The organism is Bacillus cereus group sp. BfR-BA-01355 (assembly GCF_022663675.1).
In the GTDB taxonomy this organism is placed as follows: Bacteria; Bacillota; Bacilli; order Bacillales; family Bacillaceae_G; genus Bacillus_A; species Bacillus_A thuringiensis_S.
Window position 1 is genome coordinate 93,506 of sequence record NZ_JAKUFY010000001.1, and the last position, 23,779, is coordinate 117,284.

Here is a 23,779-nt window from a genome sequence, read left to right on the forward strand (position 1 = left end):
TGCAAGTTCTCTTAGTTCATTACCCATGCCAAATCTATATTACTCTATTTTATAATCTAAAACACTGTTTAGAAGTGTAGCAAGGTTTTTTTAATTGTTCAAATTCTTGTTCCACTAATATCTTTGTTAGCTAAAACTTTTATTGTTTTAATAGCCTTTTGTTTAATTCCCACAATGCTGTTTTGTTGCTATCCCATTTCAAAAACGTTACTGCTTCCTCGAAGCATAACCATTTATAATTGAAGTGTTCTTTAGATAATGATATGTTTTTTGTAGGGACTTTAACTCCAAAAGAAAATTCTTTTATTACATAAACCTCTTCTCCCCAAAGGAATCCTCCAACTACATCCTCTACTGGTAGTGAAGACACAGAATCTAATTGTATATATGGACATTCTCTTGTAATACCAGCCTCTTCAAACGCTTCCCGTTTTGCTGATTCAATAGGAATCTCACCGTCTTCTCCGCCACCAGCTATTCCTTGCCAATAACCATAATCACTTCGGTTAAAAATACCATATTGAATAGAATCGTCAGTTTTTATATAAGGAAATATCAATACTTGATATGGTGCTCTCATTACTCAACCTCCTCTCGAAAATAAGTTTTAAATCAATATGAATAAAGAGCCGACATCACAATTCTACATTATTAATGCAGGTTTATAATGTCGGCCCTCTATTTTTAAAGAATTTTATTTTTCATAAACAGGCATACTCTTAACAGAGGAAAAACTGTTTATTCCTTGTCAAATTTGTTTAGCATGGTTTTCCTAAATGTTAGCAGTACCCAATATTATTCAATTGCTCCAGCAACGTCATAATCATTTAAATCTAATTCAATCGGTTGTCCGAGCGCTAGTTTAGCAAGTTCCGCTCCTAAGTATGGACCAGCTGTTAAACCCGAAGCTCCTAATCCATTCGCAACGAGAATTCCTTCAAAGTTAGGTAGCGGTCCGATAACAGGTAAGAATCCTGGTGTGAATGGTCTGAATCCAACTCTCGTTTCAAGCATTGTAGCATTTTCTAAGCCAGGTGCAACTGCTAATGCTTTATGGAATACTTCATGTAGACCACCTGCTGTTACACGATGATCGAAACCCGTATCATTCTCATGTGTTGCACCAATTACGACATGACCATTGTCGAACGTTAAAATATATTGATCGTTTGGTGGCATAACAACTGGCATATTTTCTGTTGCTGTATTTTCAATTTGCAGATGAACAATTTGTCCTTTTTGGAATGTAACTAAGAAATTAATTCCTAATGGGTTCAAGATTTCATTCGCCCATGCACCTGCAGTTACAAGAACCTTTTCTGCTAAAATTGTTTCATCGTTTACTATAACTCCAGTAATATGATTTCCTTCACGGACTAATATGGCATCGCCTTTTATAAAAGTTGCACCATGTTTTTTCGCAGCACTTATTAATGCATTGCGTAATAATCTTCCATTTACTCGTGCAGCACCACTAATATGAACAGAACTATATTCGTCTGATAATGCTGGGAATAATTTTTTTGTTTCTTCAGCTGATAAGCGAGTGATTTCACCAATCTCTGGGGCATCTTCACGTCGTTTATAAGCTCGCTCTTCCATTTGATCTAACTTTTTCTCGTCAGTATGTAAACTAATTGCACCTACACGATTATATCCTGTGTCAGTTTCACCGTCTTCTTCTAATTGCTGAATTAACGAAGAATAGTAACGTGCACCGCCTTTAACGATTTTATACCATGCTTTATTACGACGCTGTGATAGCCATGGACATACAATACCTGCTCCTGCATCAGTTGCTTGCCCTAATTGTTGGCGATCCACGATAGTAACATTCGCACCTGCCTTAGCAAGATGATAAGCAGTAGACGCTCCTAAAATTCCAGATCCAACTACAATATACGATTTCATTTCAAACACCTTTTCTCTTTTGCTAATTATATAAATATAAGAACATTCCTTAGTATAATAGAAGGAATGCTTTTTTCAATGTACTCATCACAATTAATTGTTGCAGCATTGTGACTTTCTTAGTCATTATTTTTTCTTCTTACGGAATAATTCAATTGTTTTATAGCCTTGTGAAAGGATTTCTATCATTTTCTCTAGACGTTTTTCACGTGTTTTTTCTTGTTTCACAGAAAAAAGATTACGTGCCCAATCTTTTTGGTATCCAGGCGTTAAACTTTGATAAAACTTAAGTTCATTCGGATGATTAGCTAATAATGCTTCAACATCTTTAATTCGATCTGCATAATCGGCAACACATTGACTCATAGCAGATGTTTTCATTGTTTTTTTCTTTTCACGTTTTAAACCTACAACAGTAAAGACTTCATCCATACTTACCATTCGTGCAAATTTAATATTGCTTTCTCCCACATAACCATCTTCTCCAACGTTTAATGCCGGAAACATCTCATCACGGTGAATAACCGTACTATAACGAGCATTACCTTTTTTCGGATATGCGAAGAACACGTAACCTTTTTCAATTAGTAATTCTTCATTACTAATAATAAAATTCGTTTGTTTCACCATTTCATCAAGCGTTTCTACAAATATAAAGATAGCATCGTGTTCTTTTGAGAATACAGTTTCTTTACCTGTAAAAATGTCATAATTACTTGGTTCGTTAATTACGACCATATTTGTATACTTATTAAGTTTCAATTTATCAATAACTGACATAATAATCTTCCTTTACATTCAAAATTCATTGTACATACTTTTTCGTACTGTTCTAGTGTATTATATGTATTAAGAAAATCAAACTTTAAATCATATTATTCTGCTGCAAAAGAACCAGTTTTTCATACATATGAAGAAACTGAGGAAACATTAACTATACCGCAGTTTCCGAAACATATTAGACGAAAACCATTTACACCAAAAAATAATAAAGATAGCCGCCTCTGATTAAGTACCGGCTATCTTTATTATTTCATAACTTAATAGCAAATAAAGTATATAAAAGCTCTCTATATTGCTCTTCTGTAACCTCACGCTTAGTTTTTGCTCCATAAATAATTTCAGTTACACTATTATTCGTTAAAGAGACATGCCCAGAGTCCGTCAATTTCACTGCAATTGGTCCCTTATTAAAAATAGATTTCTCATCTTCTATTACTCTTCTTTGAACATCGTTTACTACTATCTCATCAATAATATGTTTATAAAAGGCATGACAAACTTTCCATTCTCCTTCAGCATCTATTCTTTCTAAAACATAATTTCCTTTACTCGTATCTTTTCGTCTCACCCGGTACGAACCATTCTTTGAAGAAACAGACTCATCAGTAAAAGGTACAGGAACAAGAGGTACTAATGAAGCTATACCTACATCAATTAAATACTGTAGATTATCATAAGTTAAAATAATTGTTATATGGCCATCCTCAAGTGCCCATGCATTTATATCATTTTTATAAACCGTACCTAATGCCAGTTGTACATCATAGCCACAGTCTTTTAAGAAATAGTAAAAAAGGGTGTTTAATTCGTAGCAAAGTCCACCACGGGAACTAGTTAAAATTTTCTCTCGTAAGTTTTCCAGAGAGATTTGATTCGTATTTTGTGCTATAACGTCTAAATTCTCAAATGGTATAGTATGTGCAAATGAAAAGAGTATAGTAGGTAATTCTTCAAACGTTACTTCATTACGTTTTTTAAGATTTAATCTTGCGAAAAGCTGATCTTGTAAACTTGTCATATTTAGCACCCCTTAAAATTTTATAAGTTTAAATAATATATGCTGATTGTAAGTTTTAAGGGGTACTGTAACAACGTACATTTTATGTAACTGTACCGGTACAAAAAGTCTAACCGACAAGATCACTAAAGATAAGAAGCTACAAATACAAATTTAATAGTTTGTCTATAGGTAAATTATTACAATCGCTTAAATCAACAAAATACTGAAGTTGCCACATTTGGCTCTTTTTAGCTTGATTGCTGACAGGCTTATCCCATATAGGATAAATCCTCATAGCCATCTTGCCTTTTTGATTTTGTGTTCTCAAGATTTTTTCCTTAAGAAGAATCTCTTTAGGCAAAATGAATTGTCCTAGTTTATGATCATCTATACAAGTAATAACTAATAAATCAGGAGCAGCGTCATAAGAAAATGCTTGATTTTGCATATTGTCATCTTTCTCCCAAAAAGAAACAAATTGACCAATTTTATTAGGAGTAACTTTTGATTTTCTAAAACGAATGGTTTTGTTATTTAAGTGGAATAAACATCCTGCATATTCTGCGTTTTGCTTTTCTTCTTTTAGATTCGTAATCATTAAATTGTTAGGTTGGTAAACTATATTATTTAAATTTCGGATCGTATCATTAAAATTGTTCAAAAAAACTCCCCCTTTATTCATCTCTTAGTTTACCACAAACATCAGTTCTTCTATATCGTATATAATCATGAACTAAGTGAAATGGGGGAATTTAGCAGGATATAATTTTTACTTTAATGTACTTAGTTTTTCAATTGCTTGTTGCTCAGTTACTAAGTAAAAAATGTCATTCCCTTTATTACATTCATAAATAAAGTCTTTTAAGCTTTTACTAGTGTAAATAGAGAAATCCCCAATGATAGCAATCTTTACCTTGTAGTTTATAAACTTTTGAAGGATATCACCCGCAAGACGTGTTTTTAAATCAAAGAAGCTTTCACTTATTAATGACTTGTGGATAATAATATGCTTCGCATCTACCTCGTATTGAACTGTTGCCATAGTATCTAATGCAGACTGAACATCCGATATTAATACCTTATCGTTTCTAATGACCGCAATATTGATTCCATCGATTACTACTTTCTTTATGTCCATAGTCCCACCCCTTTATAATGTGCACCGTATGAGTAAAATTGTTTTACAAAACTTCGTATTAATCATAGATTAAATTAGCCGCAGCTATTAAAATCGCCTCTATTCTTTATTACTAATACGGTCAATGAAATTAATGATAGTTTCTCTTTTTTATATTTTTGAATATATATATGAAATTGCTTTTACTTGTTATAAAAATATTGTGGAGTAACATAACTTAACAAACTATCCAAAGTGTTAATCTCGGCATATGGTTGTATTTTGGTAGTATTCTTGATTTTTTGAGGGTTAAACCACACACCTTTTATATTTATATTTTGAGGACCAGCAATATCCTTTTCTAAGTCATCCCCAACAAATAAAGTATTTTCCGGCTGTAAATTTAGCTTATTTAACGCTAGTTCGAATATACGTTTATCAGGTTTACTAAATCCCACTTCTTCAGAAATAATGATTGTTTCAAAATACCTATTTAAATTCGTGTTAAATATTTTAGCTTTTTGCCTCTGAGTTGAGCCATTTGTTATAATTCCAACTTTAAAGTGCTTCTTTATTTGATTTAAGAAATGAATAGTATTTTGGTCTATTGAAAAACATCTAGGGAAATTATTATTCCAAAAATCTTGGATATAATTGCGTGGCAATCTATACTTCGGCGTGAATTCATCAAACAATGATTCTAAAACTGTCGTTTTATTACTTATGCCATATTCTCTTTTATCGTATTCTTTGAATTTCTGTAACATGTTGCTTTTAGCCGCACCATCTACATTTTCATAACACTTTTCTAAAACAATTAAAAATAATGCCGCTACTGCCTTATCCCTATCAAGTAAGGTATCATCTAAATCAAACAGCATACCTTTATAACACTTCAAATCATTTCACAACCTTTCTAACATTATATAAATCTCTCCAAGTTTGCACCTTTAAACTTTTGGTTTAGCCAGAACATTGTTATGTAGTGATTAACGATTAAATAGAAACTAGATGAGAGAAATCCAAAGTTCTTGGCACACACTCTAGTATTACTGTAGCTTCTTCTATATTAAAATTCCTTTCCCTCTTTTGGTAAAGAAGCACAAGTATATTTTCACAAACTTTAAGAAATCACATACAATTCACATTATTATACATTAGTTTTTCGTAAATATTATTCATACATCAATTCATACGATAAGTTTTTTAATCAATTATTTCTCCATAAAAAAGTAATATAGCTAATAATACTTTTTGGTAGTAAACGTCCTATGAAGTTTACTACTGTATCTCCACATAAACTCCAGATAGTACGGCTATAATGACTACCAGAGGTGATATTATGAAAAACTATCATATTCTCGTGGTAGAGGACGATCAAGAAATTCAGGAATTAATTAAACAATTTTTAATGACACAGCATTATACAGTGGTAGTCGCTTCAGATGGACTAGAGGGTATGACACAATTTAATAAGCAATCCTTTGATTTAATTCTCCTAGATGTCATGATGCCCAATCTTAATGGGTTTGAAGTTTCTAAAATGATTCGAAGTCAGTCAAACGTACCAATTATTATGCTAACTGCGTTGGAAGAAGAGGAAGATCAAATGAAAGGATTCGATCTTGGGATCGATGATTATATAACAAAACCCTTTTCATTTCATGTTTTGATTAGACGAGTCGAAGCTGTACTTAGAAGAAGTTATGATAAAAATGTAAATAATCATTTGATATTTAAAGAAGTTCGTATCGATGTGGATGCATATAGAGTCTATGTAAATGATGTTGAAATTATATTAACGACAAAAGAGTTTGAAATTCTACAACTACTATTTCAAAATGAGAGAAAAGTACTTACAAGAGAAAATATCGTAGAGAAGGTTTGGGGGTACGATTATTTTGGAGAAACACGAATAATTGATACACATATTAAAAACCTACGCAAAAAATTAGCTATCCCTTATATTAAAACAATAAAGGGTATTGGTTATAAAATTGATGAATAGTATTGTGAAACTCATGAAGATGAAGCAAATTACTTATAAACTCTTTATGACTACATCTCTCATTTTGTTATCCTTTGCAGTATTGATTTATTTAACTTTATACTTCTTTCTCCCTACGTTTTATGAGCAATATAAAACAGATCAACTTCAAACAGGGATAAACGAAATCATTGATAAGTCTAAAAATCTTACGTTTCAAGATGCGATACCACTTTTTGATGAATACGCAAAAAAAAATAATGCGATGCTTTACCTTCAAAATAAAGAAGGAGTAATTATTTACTCTCCTTCATTTTCTTTTATTCAAAGTGGTACGCAAAAAACAGTAGTTACTAAAGCAACACGATTCGAGAATGCAAGTACCCTTAGCAATTCATATAACGTTACGAAACCAATTCAATTCCAAGATGGTAGTTTAACACTTATAGTCTTTGCTACATTTCAACCGATTGATGAAGCTTCACAGGTTTTAGTACGATTTCTCCCCTATATTAGTATCATTGTGCTCATTATTGGTATAGGAAGTGCTTATTTTTATTCCAGGTTTATTACAAAGCCACTTATTTATATTAATGAAGGTGCACAAAAGATGGCAAATTTAGATTTCTCCGAAAAAATTGAGGTTCGCTCTACAGATGAGTTAGGAGAATTGTCTAATAGTTTGAATGACATGTCTATTAACTTACAACAAGCTATGTTTGATTTAAAAAAAGCAAATGAACAATTAAAAAATGATATTGAAAAAGAAAGAGAAATAGAAACAAAACGCAGAGAGTTTTTTGCGATTGTAGCACATGAATTAAAGTCCCCTCTTACTGTAATGAAAGGATACTTAGAAGGGATGATATACAATATTGGCCCTTATCAAAATCGCGATCAATATTTAAAGAAAAATCATCAAATTATTGAAAGGATAGAACAATTAGTTCGTGAAATTTTAAGCGTATCGAAATTAGAACAACACACCTTCAAACTAAAAGTAGAGGAAGTTAATCCTTCAAAGTTAATAGGTACAATCACAAAAGATCTCGAATTTTTTGCTTCTCAAAAAAGTATCGAAATAATAAAAGAATTTGATTCTGACCTTTCTATTTATACAGATTGTGCTCTTTTAGAAAAAGCATGCAAAAATATTATCCACAATGCGGTTATGTATTCATCACATAATGAAAAAGTCTATATAAAGTTAAGAGAGAATTCTAAACAAGATCAAATCGAAATGAAAATTATAAATACAGGTATCAATATTAAAGATGAAGATATTCAACAAATTTTCAAACCATTTTATCGAATTGAAAAATCAAGGAATCGAAATACTGGAGGAAGTGGTTTGGGGCTATATATTGTTAAACAAATTCTTGAAACGTTAGATATAAAGTATTCAATAAAAAATATGGAACATAGTGTGCAATTTTGCATGAGTATTCCGCTATCTAAACATAAAAACAAATAAACTCTCCTTTAAATAGGACGAGTTTATTTGTTTTTGTAGTAAGTATAAACTTATTAACAGGCTTTTCGTTTAATGACGTATGCTACTTTTTAAATGGCGATTGTCATAAGTAGTGACAAACTGTATTCAACTTAAATGTTTACCTATAACAGCAAAAAAAGCGAAATTACGCTTAGCAGCAAATTAGATTCTCTTATTTGAGATACATTTCATCTATGAAACTGAAAAGGAGGATGAAAAATGTTTATTCACCTCCATTTTTCAGATTAATTTGGAATTCTTTTATGATAAGCTATATGTAAAGATTAAACATAAAGGATGATTCGTATGGAAATAAGACCAAAGGTAAGTGAATATAACTCCTATTATGCAACGTATACCAACTTGGTATCAGACGGAAATGTCATACATATTCTAGAACAACAAATGAAGGAAACGAATCTTTTATTAAAGGGAATTTCTAATAGTAAGGGACTTTTCCGGTATGCTCCTACTAAATGGAGTATAAAAGAAGTAATCGGTCATATAGCAGATACAGAACGTATTATGGCGTATCGATTGCTATCTATCGCTCGAGGCGAGACAGCAGAACTTCCAGGCTATAATGATGATATGTATGTTCTTAGAGCTGCTTTTGATAAGCAATCTATGCAAGATCTTCTTGAGAATTTAATAGTTGTTCGCCAATCTACCCTGTATTTACTTAGAAGCTTAGATAAAGAAGCCTGGTCACAAAGAGGAAATGCGAATAATTCTGAAGTTACAGTTCGTGCATTAGCATACATCATTGCCGGTCATGAGCTTCATCATCTTCAAATTATAAAAGAACGTTATCTTGGTTCTGATGCATATCCAGCAAGTTAATATTTGAAGAACAAGAGTCCTATTTATGTAGGGCTCTTGTTCAGTATTTATAACGTATTAGCACTTAGAATCATGGCAATTAAATGCATTTATTTATAAAATTCACCACATAATATATATGCTATCCTCTTTTATTCTGTACATAATTTTCTTTAGGTTGATATACTATAAACACAATAGTTCTGGAAAGGTGATGATATTATGTATGAACAACAAAATAATAGAGATAGAGATCAAAAAATGATGTTTTCGATGCAAGGAGTTCCCACAAATAAAATTAACATGAATCAATTACCTAAATGGATTAAAATTTTTGGATATTGTGCGTTTGGTTGGATGATAGTATTTAGTTTAATTATGATTGTAGGTTTAATTCTGCAATAACTATACAGATACATAGATAGGTAAACGGGACGATATTTAGATTATACATCTAGTTAATGTTCCGTTTTTTATGTATGATTATCCCATGATATAGGTAACCAATTATACTAAAAAGAACTTGTAGAATATCCTACAAGTTCTTTTTCAAATATTATTAAAACGGGAACAACAAACTATTTTAACATTCAGTACAGGGAGACCATTTTGATTATGGCTTGATTTTATTATAAAACAAATATAAGCTTTTGAAAGGTCTAGATTTTGAAAATTATGTGAATTGAACAGCTACGATGTTTATATTAGATTTCATTTACAACCAACTTCTTCTTACTTAAATACACTGCACGATCTGATTTTTTAGCAACCTCCTGTGAGTGCGTCACAACAATAATACATTTATTCTCTTTATGTGCAAGTTCTTGAAACAGTTCTATAATATCCATTGCGGTTTCCTCATCAAGGTTTCCTGTTGGCTCATCCGCAATCAATAAATCAACATTACAAGATAGTGCTCGAGCAATTGCTACACGCTGTTGTTGCCCACCGCTTAGTTGCAGGACGTTTCGTTTCGCTTCAGCTTCTGAGAGTCCTACCCTCTCTAATAACTGTAATGCTCTTGCTGTTTTATTTTGCACTTTAACACCTGTAATTTCCATTGCTGTTAAGACATTTTGAAGAGCTGTCATATAGGTTATTAAGTTATAAGATTGGAAAATTACAGATACATTTTGATTACGGTATCGATCCAAACCAATTTTTCTAATATCTTTGCCATTATACAGTACATAACCATTTTTAGGGACATCTAGTCCACAACCTAAGCTTAGAGTTGTGGTTTTACCAGATCCAGATGGTCCTAAAATCGTGTAGAAATGTCCTTTTTGAAAAGAAAAGTTAACATTTTCTAGTATCGCTACATTTTTTCCATTACTTTCATAATAATAATCTAAATTTTTAAACTGTAAAATTGTCTCCATATCGAGCCTCCTCATTCATCTTTTAAAAGAATTTGTTTTGGGTTTAAACGTAGAATAGATAATGCCGGAAGAAGCGTTGCTATTATAGCAATAGCTAGTCCAATTCCACCCATTTTTCCTACATCTTCTCCTGTTACACTTACATCAATTTTATTAATCGGATCTTCTTTTTGATTTTGTAGAGTACCACCAGGTCCAGCCATCATTACAGTACCATGTTGCGAGGTATCTGTTTCTTCGCTTGAAGTAGCAATTTCATTCGAAAGTAAATTATCCCCGATATATTGAGAAACTTTAGCTCCTGTTGTTATGGATAATCCAAATGCTAAAATAGCGACACACACTACTTCTACTACGAATTGCGCCATCAGCTTCCACTTTTTCTCTCCAATGGACAATAGAATTCCCATTTCTTTACGACGCCCTTTAATTGATAGCATTATGATTAATCCTAAAATGATCGCACCTGCAATCGATACAATATAAATAATCATTTGAGAAGTCGAAGAGATATTTTCGATAGGACCAATCATTTGCTTGTACAATGAATCATGCGCATCTAATTTATAATAATTAAAATCAATATTAAATTTTCTTGCTTCTTTTTTAAATGCATCAATATATTGTGGATCATTCAAGAAATACACGACTTGAACACTACTTATACCTTGGTCTACTTCTAATTTTTTCATAGTTGAATGCGGCATATATAGTTTATTAGCTGGATCCATAATAGGAGGAGCCTGTTGACCCATTGCTTGCTCATTTGTTTCGTAAATACCGATAATTTCAACCTCAAGGGTTTCCTTCTTATCCCCTGATTGCACTTTAACTTTGTCTCCTACTTTCAAATTGTTTAATTCCGCTAATCGTTTTTCCATTAAAGCTACATTCTGATCCTTCATTTGCTCTGTTATTGGTTTTCCATCAATGATTTTACTTTTTCCGTTTTTAAAGCTTTCTTGTAATGCAGTCTTGCGAACTCCCTCAATCATAAAAGAAGCGTTCATATCGATTTCTGTACCAGAGCTTGAACCGCCTCGCGCAGCCGCCATTCCCACTTTACCTTTTCCTTCTTCTTCTCCTTCTGAAGCTCCTACTAGTTTAAGCCCATCAGAAATACCGAAAGTGTTAGCTATGTAATTATAATCTTTTACATACTTGGACTTCGCTAATTGATCTGTTTCTTTTGCATCGAGCTGCGGCGGATTTGGCATTTCTCCAGTTTCCTTAGCTTTTTGACCTAATTTGTCGAAATCAAGACCTAAAGTAACATCTGCACCAAGTTTTTTTCTTGCAGCATCCGCTGCTTTTTTTGATGCATTTTGGATTGTGAAACCTGAAAGAACCAAATTTGTAACAATCAGAAAAACTGCCATCAAAATTAATGATGTTCCTATCCTTTTTTTCATACTGAGAATTGCTCGTTTCATAAAATTCATTTTTTCTTACCTCCTTGATAACTTGTATTCTATATAGGTTATCTAGAGTTTATATGGAGCTAATCGGTAGTTTAACTAGAGATATAAGGAGTTTATGTGTAGTTATTCATTTACCTGTTCAAGAAAAGCTAGAACACAAATTCAAAAATACAGTCGTTTTTGAATATTGGTAAGGAGTTATTCCGTTTAATAAATTTATATAAGGTTAAGATTAATTTAATGTATGTAGCACAAAAAATATTTACTGTGTAATTTCTATACAATAAATATAGAGAAACCTATTTGGATATCTATAATAGGGATTTTAATATAGTTACTGTATCTCATACAAATCACGTCGCTTTAAAAGGTGCATCTTTTAATACGAAAATAAGCAAGTTAATATTCTCTTATATGAATAAGAATATTAACTTGCTTTTTAGATTTTAGTATAATTTATTTATAGTTTTATTTTATTGCAAGCTTTATAATATGATATACAAATTTATTACCTACTATTAGGAAAAGAGAATATTTTATAATTAATTTACAACATAAATTTTGTCCATGTTTTAAACAATATGTATTTTGGAGGAGGTTAATTTGATTTTTTCAAAACTTATTGATCGGTACGCCTTATATGATTTACATAAAAAAAGAAGTGTAGCATTTCAGTTTACTTCCCTTTCTAACACTTCATTAAATATAAAGAACATAGAATCTTTTTATAAAGTACAACCATCACATTTTCATTTTGACATTAAGCATTCAAAGCAGGAAAATGAATACATGGTTGGGCAATTCAACTATAAAAGTTCGGTTCAATCCGGTGATTCACGCAACGACTCTGTAACTGGGGAATTATTCTTACATAAAAATGAAAATGCACCTCATGTTATCTTTGTTCACGGTTGGAGAATGGATTCTAACGAACGTGTGAAAAAAATATTCCACGATCATATGACCAGCCTAAAGTGGAATATGTATTATTTCACTCTACCCTATCATTTTGAAAGAAAACCCGATCAATCCTTATTCAGTGGAGAGTATATGGTAAGTGCAAATATTGAACGAACATTACAAGCAACTAGACAAGCGGTAGCTGATTTACGAGCTTTGATTAAATGGATTAAAGCAAATAAAAATGGGCCCCTGATTCTAATAGGAATTAGTTTAGGCGGATTTATTACTAACTTAACCTCTCTTGTTGAAGAAGAAATTGATGTGTTAGCATCCATTTTCTATACAAATCGACTTTCTTATTCTATTTGGAATACAACTCCAGGTAAATTTATTAGAGAAGACTTGGAACATCATGGTGTTACGTATGATGATTTAATAGATTATTGGAAAATCACTGAACCGAGTCAAGCATTGCCAAAAGTAAAAAAAGAAAATATTTTATTAATTTCAGGTAAGCATGATCTATATGTGCATTCTGAGGATACAGACTACTTGTGGGAATCTTGGGAAAGACCTCCACGATATATTTATAAATGTGGGCATGCCGGGATCGTTCTTAAACGTAAAAAAATTGCAACTGATACTATTGATTTTATTCAAAATCGATTGAACTCCCCGCACTTATCCAATGTCATGCCTTAAATCGCGAGATTACTAAGTACAAAATCTTATACTTATATTGTTATATTTTTTACTAGTCACCTTTGTAAATCTTCGCCCCTAGCCTTACACGATTGAAAATGAAATAAAATAAATAACTAAGGAACTAATTTACCATATGGAAAAACATTGCTCAACATTTTCACTAGTAGTCCCTGTATATGCAATATTACATATAAAAATCTTTATGTATTCCGTTATTAATTTAAAAGGAAATTATTCATCCATTAATCTATACCATCCGTATTTGCAGTTAAGGATACCCTAATTACATATGAAAAAGAGAGAAGAACATTGGTTAGTTCTTCTCTCTTTGTTTATTTTTAAGATAACTATCTATAAAATTTTGCTTTTCATAATTCTTCATGAGTCTAGAAAAGAATCTAATCCTTTTCTAGACTCAAAAAGAAATTTTTCTAATGTACATAATTACAACGACATTAAACCACTTTGCTCTTAAATCCAATACTTGTATTATTAATTGCATGAAAGTCCTTCTTGAGAAAGGTTTTAATTCCTGAATATTCTGTTGACCGTTATAACATATCCAATTTACAATTTAATTGTGGTGTTCTTTCACAATTAAACTACTTAGAATACACTTCATTTATTTGAAAACAATTACAAATAGAGGTGCTAAAATGAAAACTAGAGTAAATCCAGAATTATTACAAGGGTTAGAGATGTTTCCGGATCTCGATTTACGCCCAGAAAATTTGCAATCAATCAGAGAAGGAATAGCTCAAATGAGACCACCTACCGTTGTTGATGACTCTCTTTCTTTAACAGATAAAGTCATTGTTGGGCCTGATGATAATCCGTTACCATTAAGAATTTATCGTCCAAAATCAAATCATGAATCTTTACCTGTCTTATTATGGATACATGGTGGTGGTTATATCTTAGGTTCTATAGATGATAACGATGATACTTGTATGAGGTTTGCAAAAGAAGCTGGCTGTGTGGTTGTATCTGTAGACTACCGCTTAGCACCTGAACACCCTTACCCAGCACCAATTGAGGATTGTTATTCAGCTTTAAAATGGATTGCTGATAATGCAAAGTCATTAAACATTGATTCAAATCGTATTGGGGTTGCAGGAGTAAGTGCCGGCGGTGGACTAACAGCAGCATTATCATTATTAGCCCGAGATCGAAAATATCCTTCAATTTGTTTACAAATGCCACTATATCCAATGATTGATGACAGAAATGATACACCTTCAGCGAATGAAATTAAAGAGGGATTTGTTTGGAATCAAAAGGCAAATGAAGCTGGCTGGAAAATGTATTTAGGAGAAATGTATGGAACGGATCAAATCCCTGCCTATGCAGCACCTTCTCGAGCTGAGGATTATAGTGACTTACCGTATACTTACACATTTGTTGGTCAATTAGATCCATTCCGCAGCGAAACATTAACCTATGTAAGCAAACTAGCGCAAGCTGGTGTTGATGTGGAGTTTCATTTATATCCAAATGCCTATCACTGGTTTGAAGGGTTAAATCCAAATGCCGATGTATCTATTTATGCTGTGAACGAAATAGTACAAGCAATAAAGACTGGTTTCAAACGAGTATCCAAGGTTGAGGCTTAATCCCATTACAAGATAAATACTTATAAATAGTATATATGTTATCATTTAAACATAATAGCCGATTCTAAATGAGAATCGGCTATTAATATGTAAAATCCGCCTAATATATCAAGGTTGAGAAACAGATATAAGATGTTTAGGCGATGTGTTTATTTCCTCTGCCAATGCTTTTATGTTCATCATGATTTGAAGTATTTCTTCTTTTGTTGTCCTTGGGTTGATAGAGCAAAGTCGAATTACTACTTTTTCTTTTAATTTAGTAGTACTTAGCATAGCAAATCCTCTTTGATTAATTTCTTCCACCAATTTTTTGTTTATTTCATGAATTGTATCTGTAGATGTTAGCTCACATGGAATATAACGAAAAGTAACAATTCCTAATTGGGCGGGTGTTACTACTTCCCAATCTTTTTCTTTCCTTAAAAACTCTTCAACTTGTTCAGCTAGCATAATGCCATGATCAATTGCCTCACGAAAAGCTGTAACTCCGAATGCTTTAAAAGAAAGCCATACCTTTAATGCTCTAAATCTACGAGAAAGTTCAATTCCACGCTCCCCAAAATTCACTTTTTCTTCTATATTAGTTTCTGTATCCTTAATATACTCTGGGATCATACGGAATGTTTCACTTAAATATTGGCTATTTCGAATGAGTACACAACCAACATCATAAGGCTGAAAAAGCCATTTGTGCGGGTCTAACGTTAAAGAATCGGCACGATGAATTCCACTTAATAACTCCCTTCCTTTTTCACTGAGAATTGCTGCAGCCCCATAAGCTCCATCCACGTGTAGCCATATATCTTCATCATTACAAAGATCAGCCAATTCGTTGAGGGAATCAACCGCTCCGCAATTCGTTGTCCCTGCATTAGCAATAACACAGAATGGTTTTTTCCCTTTTAGTCGATCTTCTTTTATTTGCTTTCTTAAAGTACTAACTGAAATTTTTAAATCTTCATCTGTCTCAATTCGGCAAATTTGATGCTGTTTAAAACCTAATACTTTAAGTGCTCGATCTACAGAAAAATGAGTTTGGTTAGAAAAATAAACAATCGCCTTTTCTACGTCATTATTCAGCTTGACCTGTCTCGCTACAGTAAGTGCAGTCAAATTAGCCATGGAACCGCCACTGACAAATAGGCCCTCAGCTGAATCAGGGAATCCTAGCATTGATTTTAACCAGTTAATTGTCGTTAATTCAATTTGTTCAGCACCTGCACCTACTATCCAAGCTGTAGGAAATACATTAAACCCACTTGCTAAAAAATCTGCTAATACACCAACATAATTGTTAGGACCTGGCACAAAAGCCATAAAATGAGGATGATCCACATGAGTAATTTGATTAAACACATTGTTATTAAGAAAATGAAGTAATTCTTTTGGATTAGATCCGTTTTCCGGAATCGTTTCAATTAGCTTGTCTCTAAAAATATTACTATCAATCGTTTCTGAAACTGGTTTACTTTTTAAATGATTCATATGATCAACAATCAAGTCAACCGCTTGATATCCTAACTGACGCATCTCTTCGGCTGATAGCTGCAAGTTTTTTGTCATTTGATTTACCCCTATTCTATTTAAAAAGGCGAGTTCTTGCTCGCCTTTTCATTTTTTATAATTTGTAATCACAAATTGTTTGTATTGGATTTTGAAGAATCATGTTGATTAAGCAATGGATGTGATTTAATATTTCCTGTATTTTCTTCGCTTCATATAAAGTTTGATCATATCCAAACTTTATTGTAAGTCTTTCTTCAGGGAAGCACATAATTCCATACTTTACATGTGGCTCATCAACAACTTCGTAATCCGTGATAGCAAAATGTCTGTTTTCATTTGAAGAAAAGATTGCTGGATTAGTTGGATAGTTTTCAAAAACCCAAAGATGGTCAGTCAACTCAGTTTTTAATTCACTTTGCTTTTGTATATCAACAAATGAATAGTATGCATACTCATTACATTTCAATGTCTCTAGTTGTACCTTTTGCAGGAAGTCCACAAAAGACTGCGTTTCTGTCCATGCTAATCGGATAGGCAAAACATTTGTGAACAGACCGAACATACTTTCAATTCCTTCTACTTCGGGAGGTCTGACTGATACGAGATTAGGCAATACTACTTCTCTCGTTCCGTTGAATTTGCCAAGTAATATTCCCCATACAGCTAGTAGTGCTGTATTCATAGTTATATTGTTTTTAGTTACAAATGTCTGTAACTGATTAGTCAAATCCTTGTCTAATGTTAAATCCATAAAAGTGAAGTTTAACCCTTCACTTTTAGATGGGACTTTCTTTTTAGGAATACTAATTTTCTGATTGTATCCTGATAAATAATCCCTCCAAAAATGACGTGCTTTCTCATGATCTTGTACCAAAGTCCAGTCTATGAATGTTTCAAAAGGTTTTACTATAGGTAACCCCGCCGTAGTTCCCGCATTTGTTGTTTCATAGAGCTGGAATAATTCGTCTATCAAAATGCTGACGCTCCAACCATCACATAATAGATGATGGGAACTCCAAATTACCTTATGCTCGTTATTACCTAGTTGAAATATACAGAGACGTGTCATAAGTTCATCATTTTTAAATCCTCGACTTAAATTTTCATTCATCCACTGTTTTAGGAATTCTTGCTGTTCTTGTTTCGTCATCTCAATCAAGTTTTTTATTTCTGAATTTATTTGAACATCATATAGAACAGCTTGCCAAGGTTTTGCTTGTTCATCTTGCACAATTATTGTTCTTAAAGAATCATGACGATCAACTAATTGTTGGAAACACTGAATAAAGAGTTTAATATCCAACTCCCCCTCAAGTGCCCAAATTGTTTGTTCAAAATATGCATTTGTATCAGGTTCATTCGTAGCATGTTCATAAATAACTTCTTGGAAAGGTGCTAACGGGTAAATACGTTCTATTTTTATATCCGGCATTTTTTCTTGTATTTTGGTAAGTGTTTGTTGATTAAGTTGTTTATCTTTAATATTTAGTAATGTAGCTTTATTATCGTTCATTATGTTTACATCATTTGTTTGTGAACTTGAAAAATGGTCTAGCTTTTTAACAAATTGAACCATGTCCCTTAATATAGGAAATGAAAATAGATTTTTTGGTTCAAGCTCAAATCCTTGTCGATACAGTCTGACGGACACTTGAATCGCTTTTATCGAATCTCCACCTAAGGCGAAGAAATGATCATTTACTCCAACTTGATCTATTTTGAGTACTTCTTGCCAAATACTAGTTAATATTTTTTCCATTTCAGTTTTTGGAGCAATAAATACTTCATTTGTTTGTTTCTCGGGAGTAGGGAGCGCTTTTCTATCTAATTTACCGTTTGGAGTCAAGGGTAATTGGTCCAAATAAACAAAATAAGAAGGAATCATGTAATCTGGCAAGTGATCTCGCAAATGCTTTCGTAGTTCTGTTGTACTAATATTTTGCTCAGTTACCACATATGCAACTAAAAATTTTATTCCGTTCTCATCTGTTTGATCAATTACGACAGCATGTTCGACTTGTTTATAAGTTAGAAGACAATGAGCGATTTCTTCTAGCTCTACTCGATACCCTTGAATTTTTACTTGGTAATCTTGGCGGCCTAAAAATTCAATATATCCCTCAGAATGCATTTTTCCACAATCTCCTGTTTTGTATATAAGACCAAAATCAGGATGTGACACAAACGCTTCATTTGTTTTCTTTTCATCATTTAAATATCCTTTAGCAAGGCCCACTCCCCCGATATATAAATCTCCAATTACACCAACAGGGCACATTTTCTTTTCATAGTTCAACACATAATACGTTTGGTTTGCCAAGGGCATCCCGTATGGAATACTATTCCAATGTGATTCCACCTGTTTGACCGGATAATAAATTGACCAAATCGATGCTTCTGTTGCTCCTCCTAGTGAAACTACTTCTGCAATCGGAAAATGTCGTTTTATTTTTTCTGGTAAAGAAAGGGGAATCCAATCTCCACTATGTAAAACTAAACGTAAAGAAGAATGTTCAAAATGAGAACCTACTTGATCCAATGCCAAATCCATGATTGCAGGCACTGTATTCCAAATTGTAATCCCTCTACGTTCGACAGTGCGGATTAATTCTTGCATGTCTCTCGGATCACGAATCATTACTAACATTGCACCTGTGCTTAAAGCTCCGAAAATATCGTATACAGATAGGTCAAAACACATGGAAGAGATACCAATAATACGATCATCTTCATTTACCTCATATTTTTGATTTATGTCTTGAATCGTATTTGTAACCGCTTGGTGAGTAATAATTACTCCTTTTGGTTTTCCTGTACTTCCTGAAGTGTATATAATATAGGCAATATCTTCTGGACCAGCAATAGCGGGCATGTCTTCTGTTGTATAAAATGACAAATCATTTTCTTCATAAAGACTAGGTTCTAATAAAAGCTTGCATGAGCTATTTTTTAAAATATATGTTTGGCGATCTAAAGGATGATTGGGATCAATCGGAACATAAGCAGCACCTGCTTTTAAAATACCTAGCATATTAACAATTGTGTCAACTCGTCTTTTGGCTAAAAGACCGACTTTGTCACCAAGACCAATGCCCTGCTCTTTTAAGAAGTGGGCAATTTGATTGGAGCGTTTATGAAGTTCCGAGTATGTTAACCATTTTTGCTCAAATACCACCGCTACTTCATTCGGTGTACGTTTTACTTGGTCTGTAAATAATTGATACAGAGTAGTTGAAGGTATTTTTTCTGTTGTTTCATTATATTGTTCAATTAAAGTTTGATCCGATTCTTTCATCTGCAAAGATGTTATATCGCTTTGTTTCACCAATTGTTCCAATAAGTCAACAAATTGGGAAAACATTGCTTCTATCACATCAATATCAAACAACTCTTCAACATAATTCCAGCTAATTAATAACTCACCATTTTTTTCAATTACTACATTATCCAAATACACTTGTGGAGTCCGAGCATGAATATAGCGAAGAGAACCAAGTTGTTCCCAAGAGAAAGCACCTGCACCTGCTAACATCGAGGTGAAAACGATTGGCATAACTGCTTTTGGCGTCATTTGATGATATCGAGTAAAATCTCGAATAAAGTTAACTCCATCGTAATGACGATGTTCAAGGCCATCTAATAAAGTAGATTGCGTTTCTTTTACTCTAGTAAAGAAAGTTTGCTCTGGTTTTACATCAACATCCAACAAAATAAGCGATGTGAAATCTCCTACAATCTGTTCTACTTCATCATGAACAGGATAACGGTTAAATACAGTCAAATTAATTGCTAATCGACGTTGATTACTCCAATATGCCAACACATCACCATATATTGTACAAAGTAGAGCGGAAGGCGTTACCTCTTTCTCTTGTGCTAACTTTCGTAGCTTTGTCCATTTTTCATTGTCCAGGATTTTTGTAAGTGATTGGAATTTAGGAGTAGCAATCTCTGCTGGATCCTTTTTTAACAGCAAAGAAGGTGCAAACGGAAAGTCAGGAAGCTTACTTGTCCAATAATCTTTTGCTGTTTTATATTCTCCGATTTGTTTCATTTCATCATAGATAAACATATAATCTTGAAAATCAAAAGATAAAGATTCTAATTTTTGATTTGGTTTATAATAATAATGCAACAAATCCTGTCCAACAATGTTCATGCTTGCTCCGTCCATTAATAAAGCATCGTATCGAAAACATAATAAATACGTGTCTTCTTTTAAAAGAAAAGCTTTCAATTCAAACAAAGGCCATTGCCCCAAAGGGAATACATGGTTAGTCATTCGAGAACGCTCTTCTTGCAAGCGAGCATTTTGATTCCTATCATCTAAATCTATGAGACTCACTATTTCAATCTGGTAATCAGGAACGCTTTGTAATATTTGCTGTTTTCCCTCTGGTAAAATTACAGCTCGCAACATTGGATGACGATGGATTACCTTTTGAAAACTTTTTGAAAGACGATTGATATCCAATGTTGTTTCATATTCAAAATATGTTTGAGGTGAAATACCACTTAATTCAAACTGTGAATTCCTTCCTAACATATACGCTGTCTGAACTTCTGTTAAGGAAAATGGATTAGATAAATCTTTAACATGAGTTGGTCTACTTTCAAAGTTTTCCTCTTTATGCTCTAACTTTACACAAGAACTCAGTTGAGCGATTGTAGGGTGCTTAAAAAAATCTGTTGTACTTATTTTTAAGCAGTCTTTTCTTAGTAAATTAATTACTTGAAGTGCTTTAATGGATTCTCCTTTTAATGCAAAAAAATTATCATGAATACCGATTCCCTCAATCTCCATAACTTTTTCCCATGCACACACTAATTTTTGTTCAATTTCATTGCGCGGGGCAACGTATGGGATTGATACATAATCCGTTTGTGTTATATCCAATAACCTTTTTCTATCCACTTTTCCATTTGGATTCAATGGAATCTCTTCTACCTGAATCATTTTTTCAGGAATCATAAACTCAGGTAATTTATCACTTAAATATTTTCTGATTTCACCAAAAGACACCTTGTTATCCGATACATAGTAGGCAGCTAATAATTTCCTATTTCCATACACTTGATCAACAACGATAGCCTGGTTTATTTCTGGATATTCCCTTAATTGAGTTTCGATTTCTCTTAATTCAATCCGATACCCCCGAATTTTCACTTGATGATCCATTCGACCTAAATACTCAAGTTCTCCATTAGGCAACCAACGAACGAGATCACCTGTATGATACATCATTTCTCCTGCCGTAAAAGGACTCGGTACAAATTTTTCATCTGTCAGTTTACTTTTACCAAGATACCCTCGTGCTACCGCTACTCCAGCAATGCAGAGTTCACCGGGAATTCCAAATGGTTTTAATTGGCCATACTTATTCAATATATAGGAATGATAATTCGGATTTGGTTTACCGATCGTAACTTCTTTGGAAGTGCTCAAGTCTTTTACTGTTGCGCAAATGGTTGTTTCTGTGGGACCATAAATATTTAAAATTGTTGCTTCACTGATACAACGAATTTTTTCAACCAAATCAATAGAAAATGCTTCTCCTGCTAATAAAATAGATTTTAAATCTTTTAGAAAATTTGCCCCTTCTGGATCACTCAAAATCACTTCCATTCGCGATGGCGTTGATTCCCATAAATCCACCTTATGTTTTTTGACCAAATGAGCCAATTCTTTTGTTGCAAACTGGTCCTCTGTAGCAATTACTACTTTTGAACCTTGCGTTAAAGGAAGACATATTTCTAACAAGGAAATATCAAAAGATACACTAGCAAGAAACAAGAATGATTGATTAGCCTTTACTTTTTCTCTCATTACATTTAAAAAATGAACTAGCGATTTTTGTTCTATCATTACCCCTTTTGGATTTCCTGTCGATCCTGATGTGTAAATAACATAAGCCAAATCATTAGGATTATGTTCTCGTACTAAATTACTTTCTTCACCTTGAAAAAGATATTCTTTATCAAGATACAGTACTTCACCCGCAAATTGTGGCAATACTTCCTCTGTTCGCTTACTAAGTAAATATTTTGCTTGACTATCTTGTAACATATATTCAATTCGTTCAGTTGGGTAGTTAGGGTCTATTGGTAAATAGGCTGCTCCTGCTTTTAAAATCCCCATCATACCAATAATCATTTCTAATGACCGATCTACCATAACGCCAATAATACTTTCTTTTGAAACACCTTTACTTTGAAGGATGGAAGCCAATTGATTCGCTTTCTTATTCAATTCTCTATATGTCAAAGATTGATCATTACAAACAACAGCAATTTGATCTGGAGTTTTTAATACTTGCGCTTCAAACAAATCTTGAAATGATTGAAACAAGTCTATGCCTGTTTGAAAAGTATTCAATCCTTCTAACAACTCTTTTTCTTCTTCTTCTGCAATAATACAAATATCTTTCAATGCCAAATTCGGGTTTTGTGAAACTTGCTTTAAAACATAACAATACGAATTGGCAAACTGTTGCAAAGAAGAGAATGAACGGGACTTGCAAGAAATTTGAAATTCAAATTCATTATGTATTTCATTCCATTTTCTTCGTATCCATAGGACTAAATTATTCTCTGCGTATTCTTCTAGCGAATTTTCATTATGTAATCCTTCCATCCCGATTACAATTTGAAAAGGAGTTAAATTGTGTTTAACTAATAATTCAGAGAGCGGATACTCCTGATTTTCATACCCGAATAAAGTCGTTTGTTCAATCTCATTTACTAATTGTTTAAAGGGGTGATGCGGCTGGATTTCACTTCCTAAAGGAATCAACTTATTAAGATTCTCACTTTGTTCAAGATTCTTTTCAATTATAGGAATACCAATAGTAATTCTTTCTTGATCTGTATAATGTGCCAAACAAACCCTTAAAGCGGCTTGAAACCAGCTAAATAATAATAAATCTTGAGACTTACTTATTTTTTGTATACTTTTACTAAATTCTACATTCACTATGACTTGAACGTACTCACAAGGTGTTTCTTTATTTAGTTGGTAATCGCTATTAAATTTAAATACAGAAAAATCGAGAATCTCGGAAGATAATTGCTCCTTCCAAAACGCTTCTACTTCTTTATTTTCATGAATCGAACTTCGATCTTTAATGTGCATTT

The 23,779-nt window shown here is 32.9% G+C and carries 17 protein-coding genes and 1 pseudogene; 7 read left to right on the forward strand and 11 right to left on the reverse strand.

Features of this window, described 5'->3' with window-relative positions; all coding sequences use genetic code 11:
- Window positions 1–139: 139 nt before the first annotated feature.
- The 3 genes from MR167_RS00525 to MR167_RS00535 form a co-directional block, all read right to left on the reverse strand.
- Window positions 140–580, reverse strand: a complete 441-nt coding sequence (locus MR167_RS00525; RefSeq protein WP_001202616.1) for an NUDIX hydrolase — start codon at window positions 578–580, stop codon at window positions 140–142.
- A 215-nt stretch (window positions 581–795) separates the two neighbouring features.
- Entirely contained in the window at window positions 796–1,911 is a 1,116-nt protein-coding gene (locus tag MR167_RS00530; protein WP_002082676.1) for an NAD(P)/FAD-dependent oxidoreductase, read from the reverse strand.
- Between the two features lie 126 nt (window positions 1,912–2,037).
- On the reverse strand, window positions 2,038–2,691 hold the full coding sequence (locus MR167_RS00535) for a YdeI/OmpD-associated family protein (RefSeq protein WP_242313678.1): 654 nt from the start codon (window positions 2,689–2,691) through the stop codon (window positions 2,038–2,040).
- Between the two features lie 27 nt (window positions 2,692–2,718).
- Here MR167_RS00535 and MR167_RS33590 point away from each other — a divergent pair.
- Window positions 2,719–2,923, forward strand: a pseudogene (locus tag MR167_RS33590) (hypothetical protein).
- A 21-nt stretch (window positions 2,924–2,944) separates the two neighbouring features.
- Here the strand turns inward: MR167_RS33590 and MR167_RS00540 are convergent.
- The 4 genes from MR167_RS00540 to MR167_RS00555 form a co-directional block, all read right to left on the reverse strand.
- Window positions 2,945–3,712, reverse strand: a complete 768-nt coding sequence (locus MR167_RS00540; protein WP_242313680.1) for an arylamine N-acetyltransferase family protein — start codon at window positions 3,710–3,712, stop codon at window positions 2,945–2,947.
- 139 nt (window positions 3,713–3,851) lie between these two features.
- Window positions 3,852–4,355, reverse strand: coding sequence for a MepB family protein (locus MR167_RS00545; protein WP_001058784.1), 504 nt, complete (start codon window positions 4,353–4,355; stop codon window positions 3,852–3,854).
- Between the two features lie 108 nt (window positions 4,356–4,463).
- The gene (locus MR167_RS00550) at window positions 4,464–4,832 is read right to left on the reverse strand and encodes a DUF4180 domain-containing protein (RefSeq protein WP_242313682.1); all 369 of its coding nucleotides are present in this window, start codon (window positions 4,830–4,832) and stop codon (window positions 4,464–4,466) included.
- Window positions 4,833–5,014: 182 nt separating this feature from the next.
- Complete coding sequence (locus MR167_RS00555) at window positions 5,015–5,692, reverse strand: HAD family hydrolase (protein WP_000895696.1); 678 nt, start codon at window positions 5,690–5,692, stop codon at window positions 5,015–5,017.
- A gap of 461 nt (window positions 5,693–6,153) precedes the next feature.
- Here MR167_RS00555 and MR167_RS00560 point away from each other — a divergent pair, with 461 nt between their 5' ends.
- The 4 genes from MR167_RS00560 (at window position 6,154) to MR167_RS00575 (ending at window position 9,520) form a co-directional block, all read left to right on the forward strand.
- Complete coding sequence (locus MR167_RS00560) at window positions 6,154–6,819, forward strand: response regulator transcription factor (RefSeq protein WP_000800727.1); 666 nt, start codon at window positions 6,154–6,156, stop codon at window positions 6,817–6,819.
- Complete coding sequence (locus MR167_RS00565) at window positions 6,812–8,272, forward strand: sensor histidine kinase (protein ID WP_242313683.1); 1,461 nt, start codon at window positions 6,812–6,814, stop codon at window positions 8,270–8,272. Before MR167_RS00560 ends, MR167_RS00565 begins: the two co-directional genes overlap by 8 nt.
- Before the next feature lie 327 nt (window positions 8,273–8,599).
- On the forward strand, window positions 8,600–9,136 hold the full coding sequence (locus MR167_RS00570) for a DinB family protein (RefSeq protein WP_242313685.1): 537 nt from the start codon (window positions 8,600–8,602) through the stop codon (window positions 9,134–9,136).
- A gap of 201 nt (window positions 9,137–9,337) precedes the next feature.
- A complete protein-coding gene (locus MR167_RS00575; RefSeq protein ID WP_000273237.1) occupies window positions 9,338–9,520 on the forward strand; it encodes a hypothetical protein in 183 nt (60 codons plus the stop codon).
- A 299-nt stretch (window positions 9,521–9,819) separates the two neighbouring features.
- Here the strand turns inward: MR167_RS00575 and MR167_RS00580 are convergent, their stop codons facing one another.
- Window positions 9,820–10,497, reverse strand: coding sequence for an ABC transporter ATP-binding protein (locus MR167_RS00580; protein WP_000447864.1), 678 nt, complete (start codon window positions 10,495–10,497; stop codon window positions 9,820–9,822).
- 11 nt (window positions 10,498–10,508) lie between these two features.
- Window positions 10,509–11,939 carry an ABC transporter permease gene (locus MR167_RS00585; protein ID WP_242313687.1) on the reverse strand — a complete coding sequence of 477 codons (1,431 nt, stop codon included), beginning with the start codon at window positions 11,937–11,939 and terminating at the stop codon, window positions 10,509–10,511.
- A gap of 582 nt (window positions 11,940–12,521) precedes the next feature.
- Between MR167_RS00585 and MR167_RS00590 the strand changes: the two genes are divergently transcribed.
- Complete coding sequence (locus tag MR167_RS00590) at window positions 12,522–13,523, forward strand: alpha/beta hydrolase (protein ID WP_242313688.1); 1,002 nt, start codon at window positions 12,522–12,524, stop codon at window positions 13,521–13,523.
- Window positions 13,524–14,182: 659 nt separating this feature from the next.
- Window positions 14,183–15,139 (forward strand): alpha/beta hydrolase, encoded by a 957-nt coding sequence (locus MR167_RS00595; RefSeq protein WP_000857939.1) that lies wholly within the window; start codon window positions 14,183–14,185, stop codon window positions 15,137–15,139.
- A 108-nt stretch (window positions 15,140–15,247) separates the two neighbouring features.
- On the opposite strand, the gene MR167_RS00600 is transcribed toward MR167_RS00595, so the two are convergent.
- Window positions 15,248–16,702, reverse strand: coding sequence for a pyridoxal phosphate-dependent decarboxylase family protein (locus MR167_RS00600; RefSeq protein WP_199670222.1), 1,455 nt, complete (start codon window positions 16,700–16,702; stop codon window positions 15,248–15,250).
- Between the two features lie 55 nt (window positions 16,703–16,757).
- On the reverse strand, window positions 16,758–23,777 hold the full coding sequence (locus MR167_RS00605) for a non-ribosomal peptide synthetase (protein ID WP_242313689.1): 7,020 nt from the start codon (window positions 23,775–23,777) through the stop codon (window positions 16,758–16,760).
- Between the last annotated feature and the right edge of the window lie 2 nt (window positions 23,778–23,779).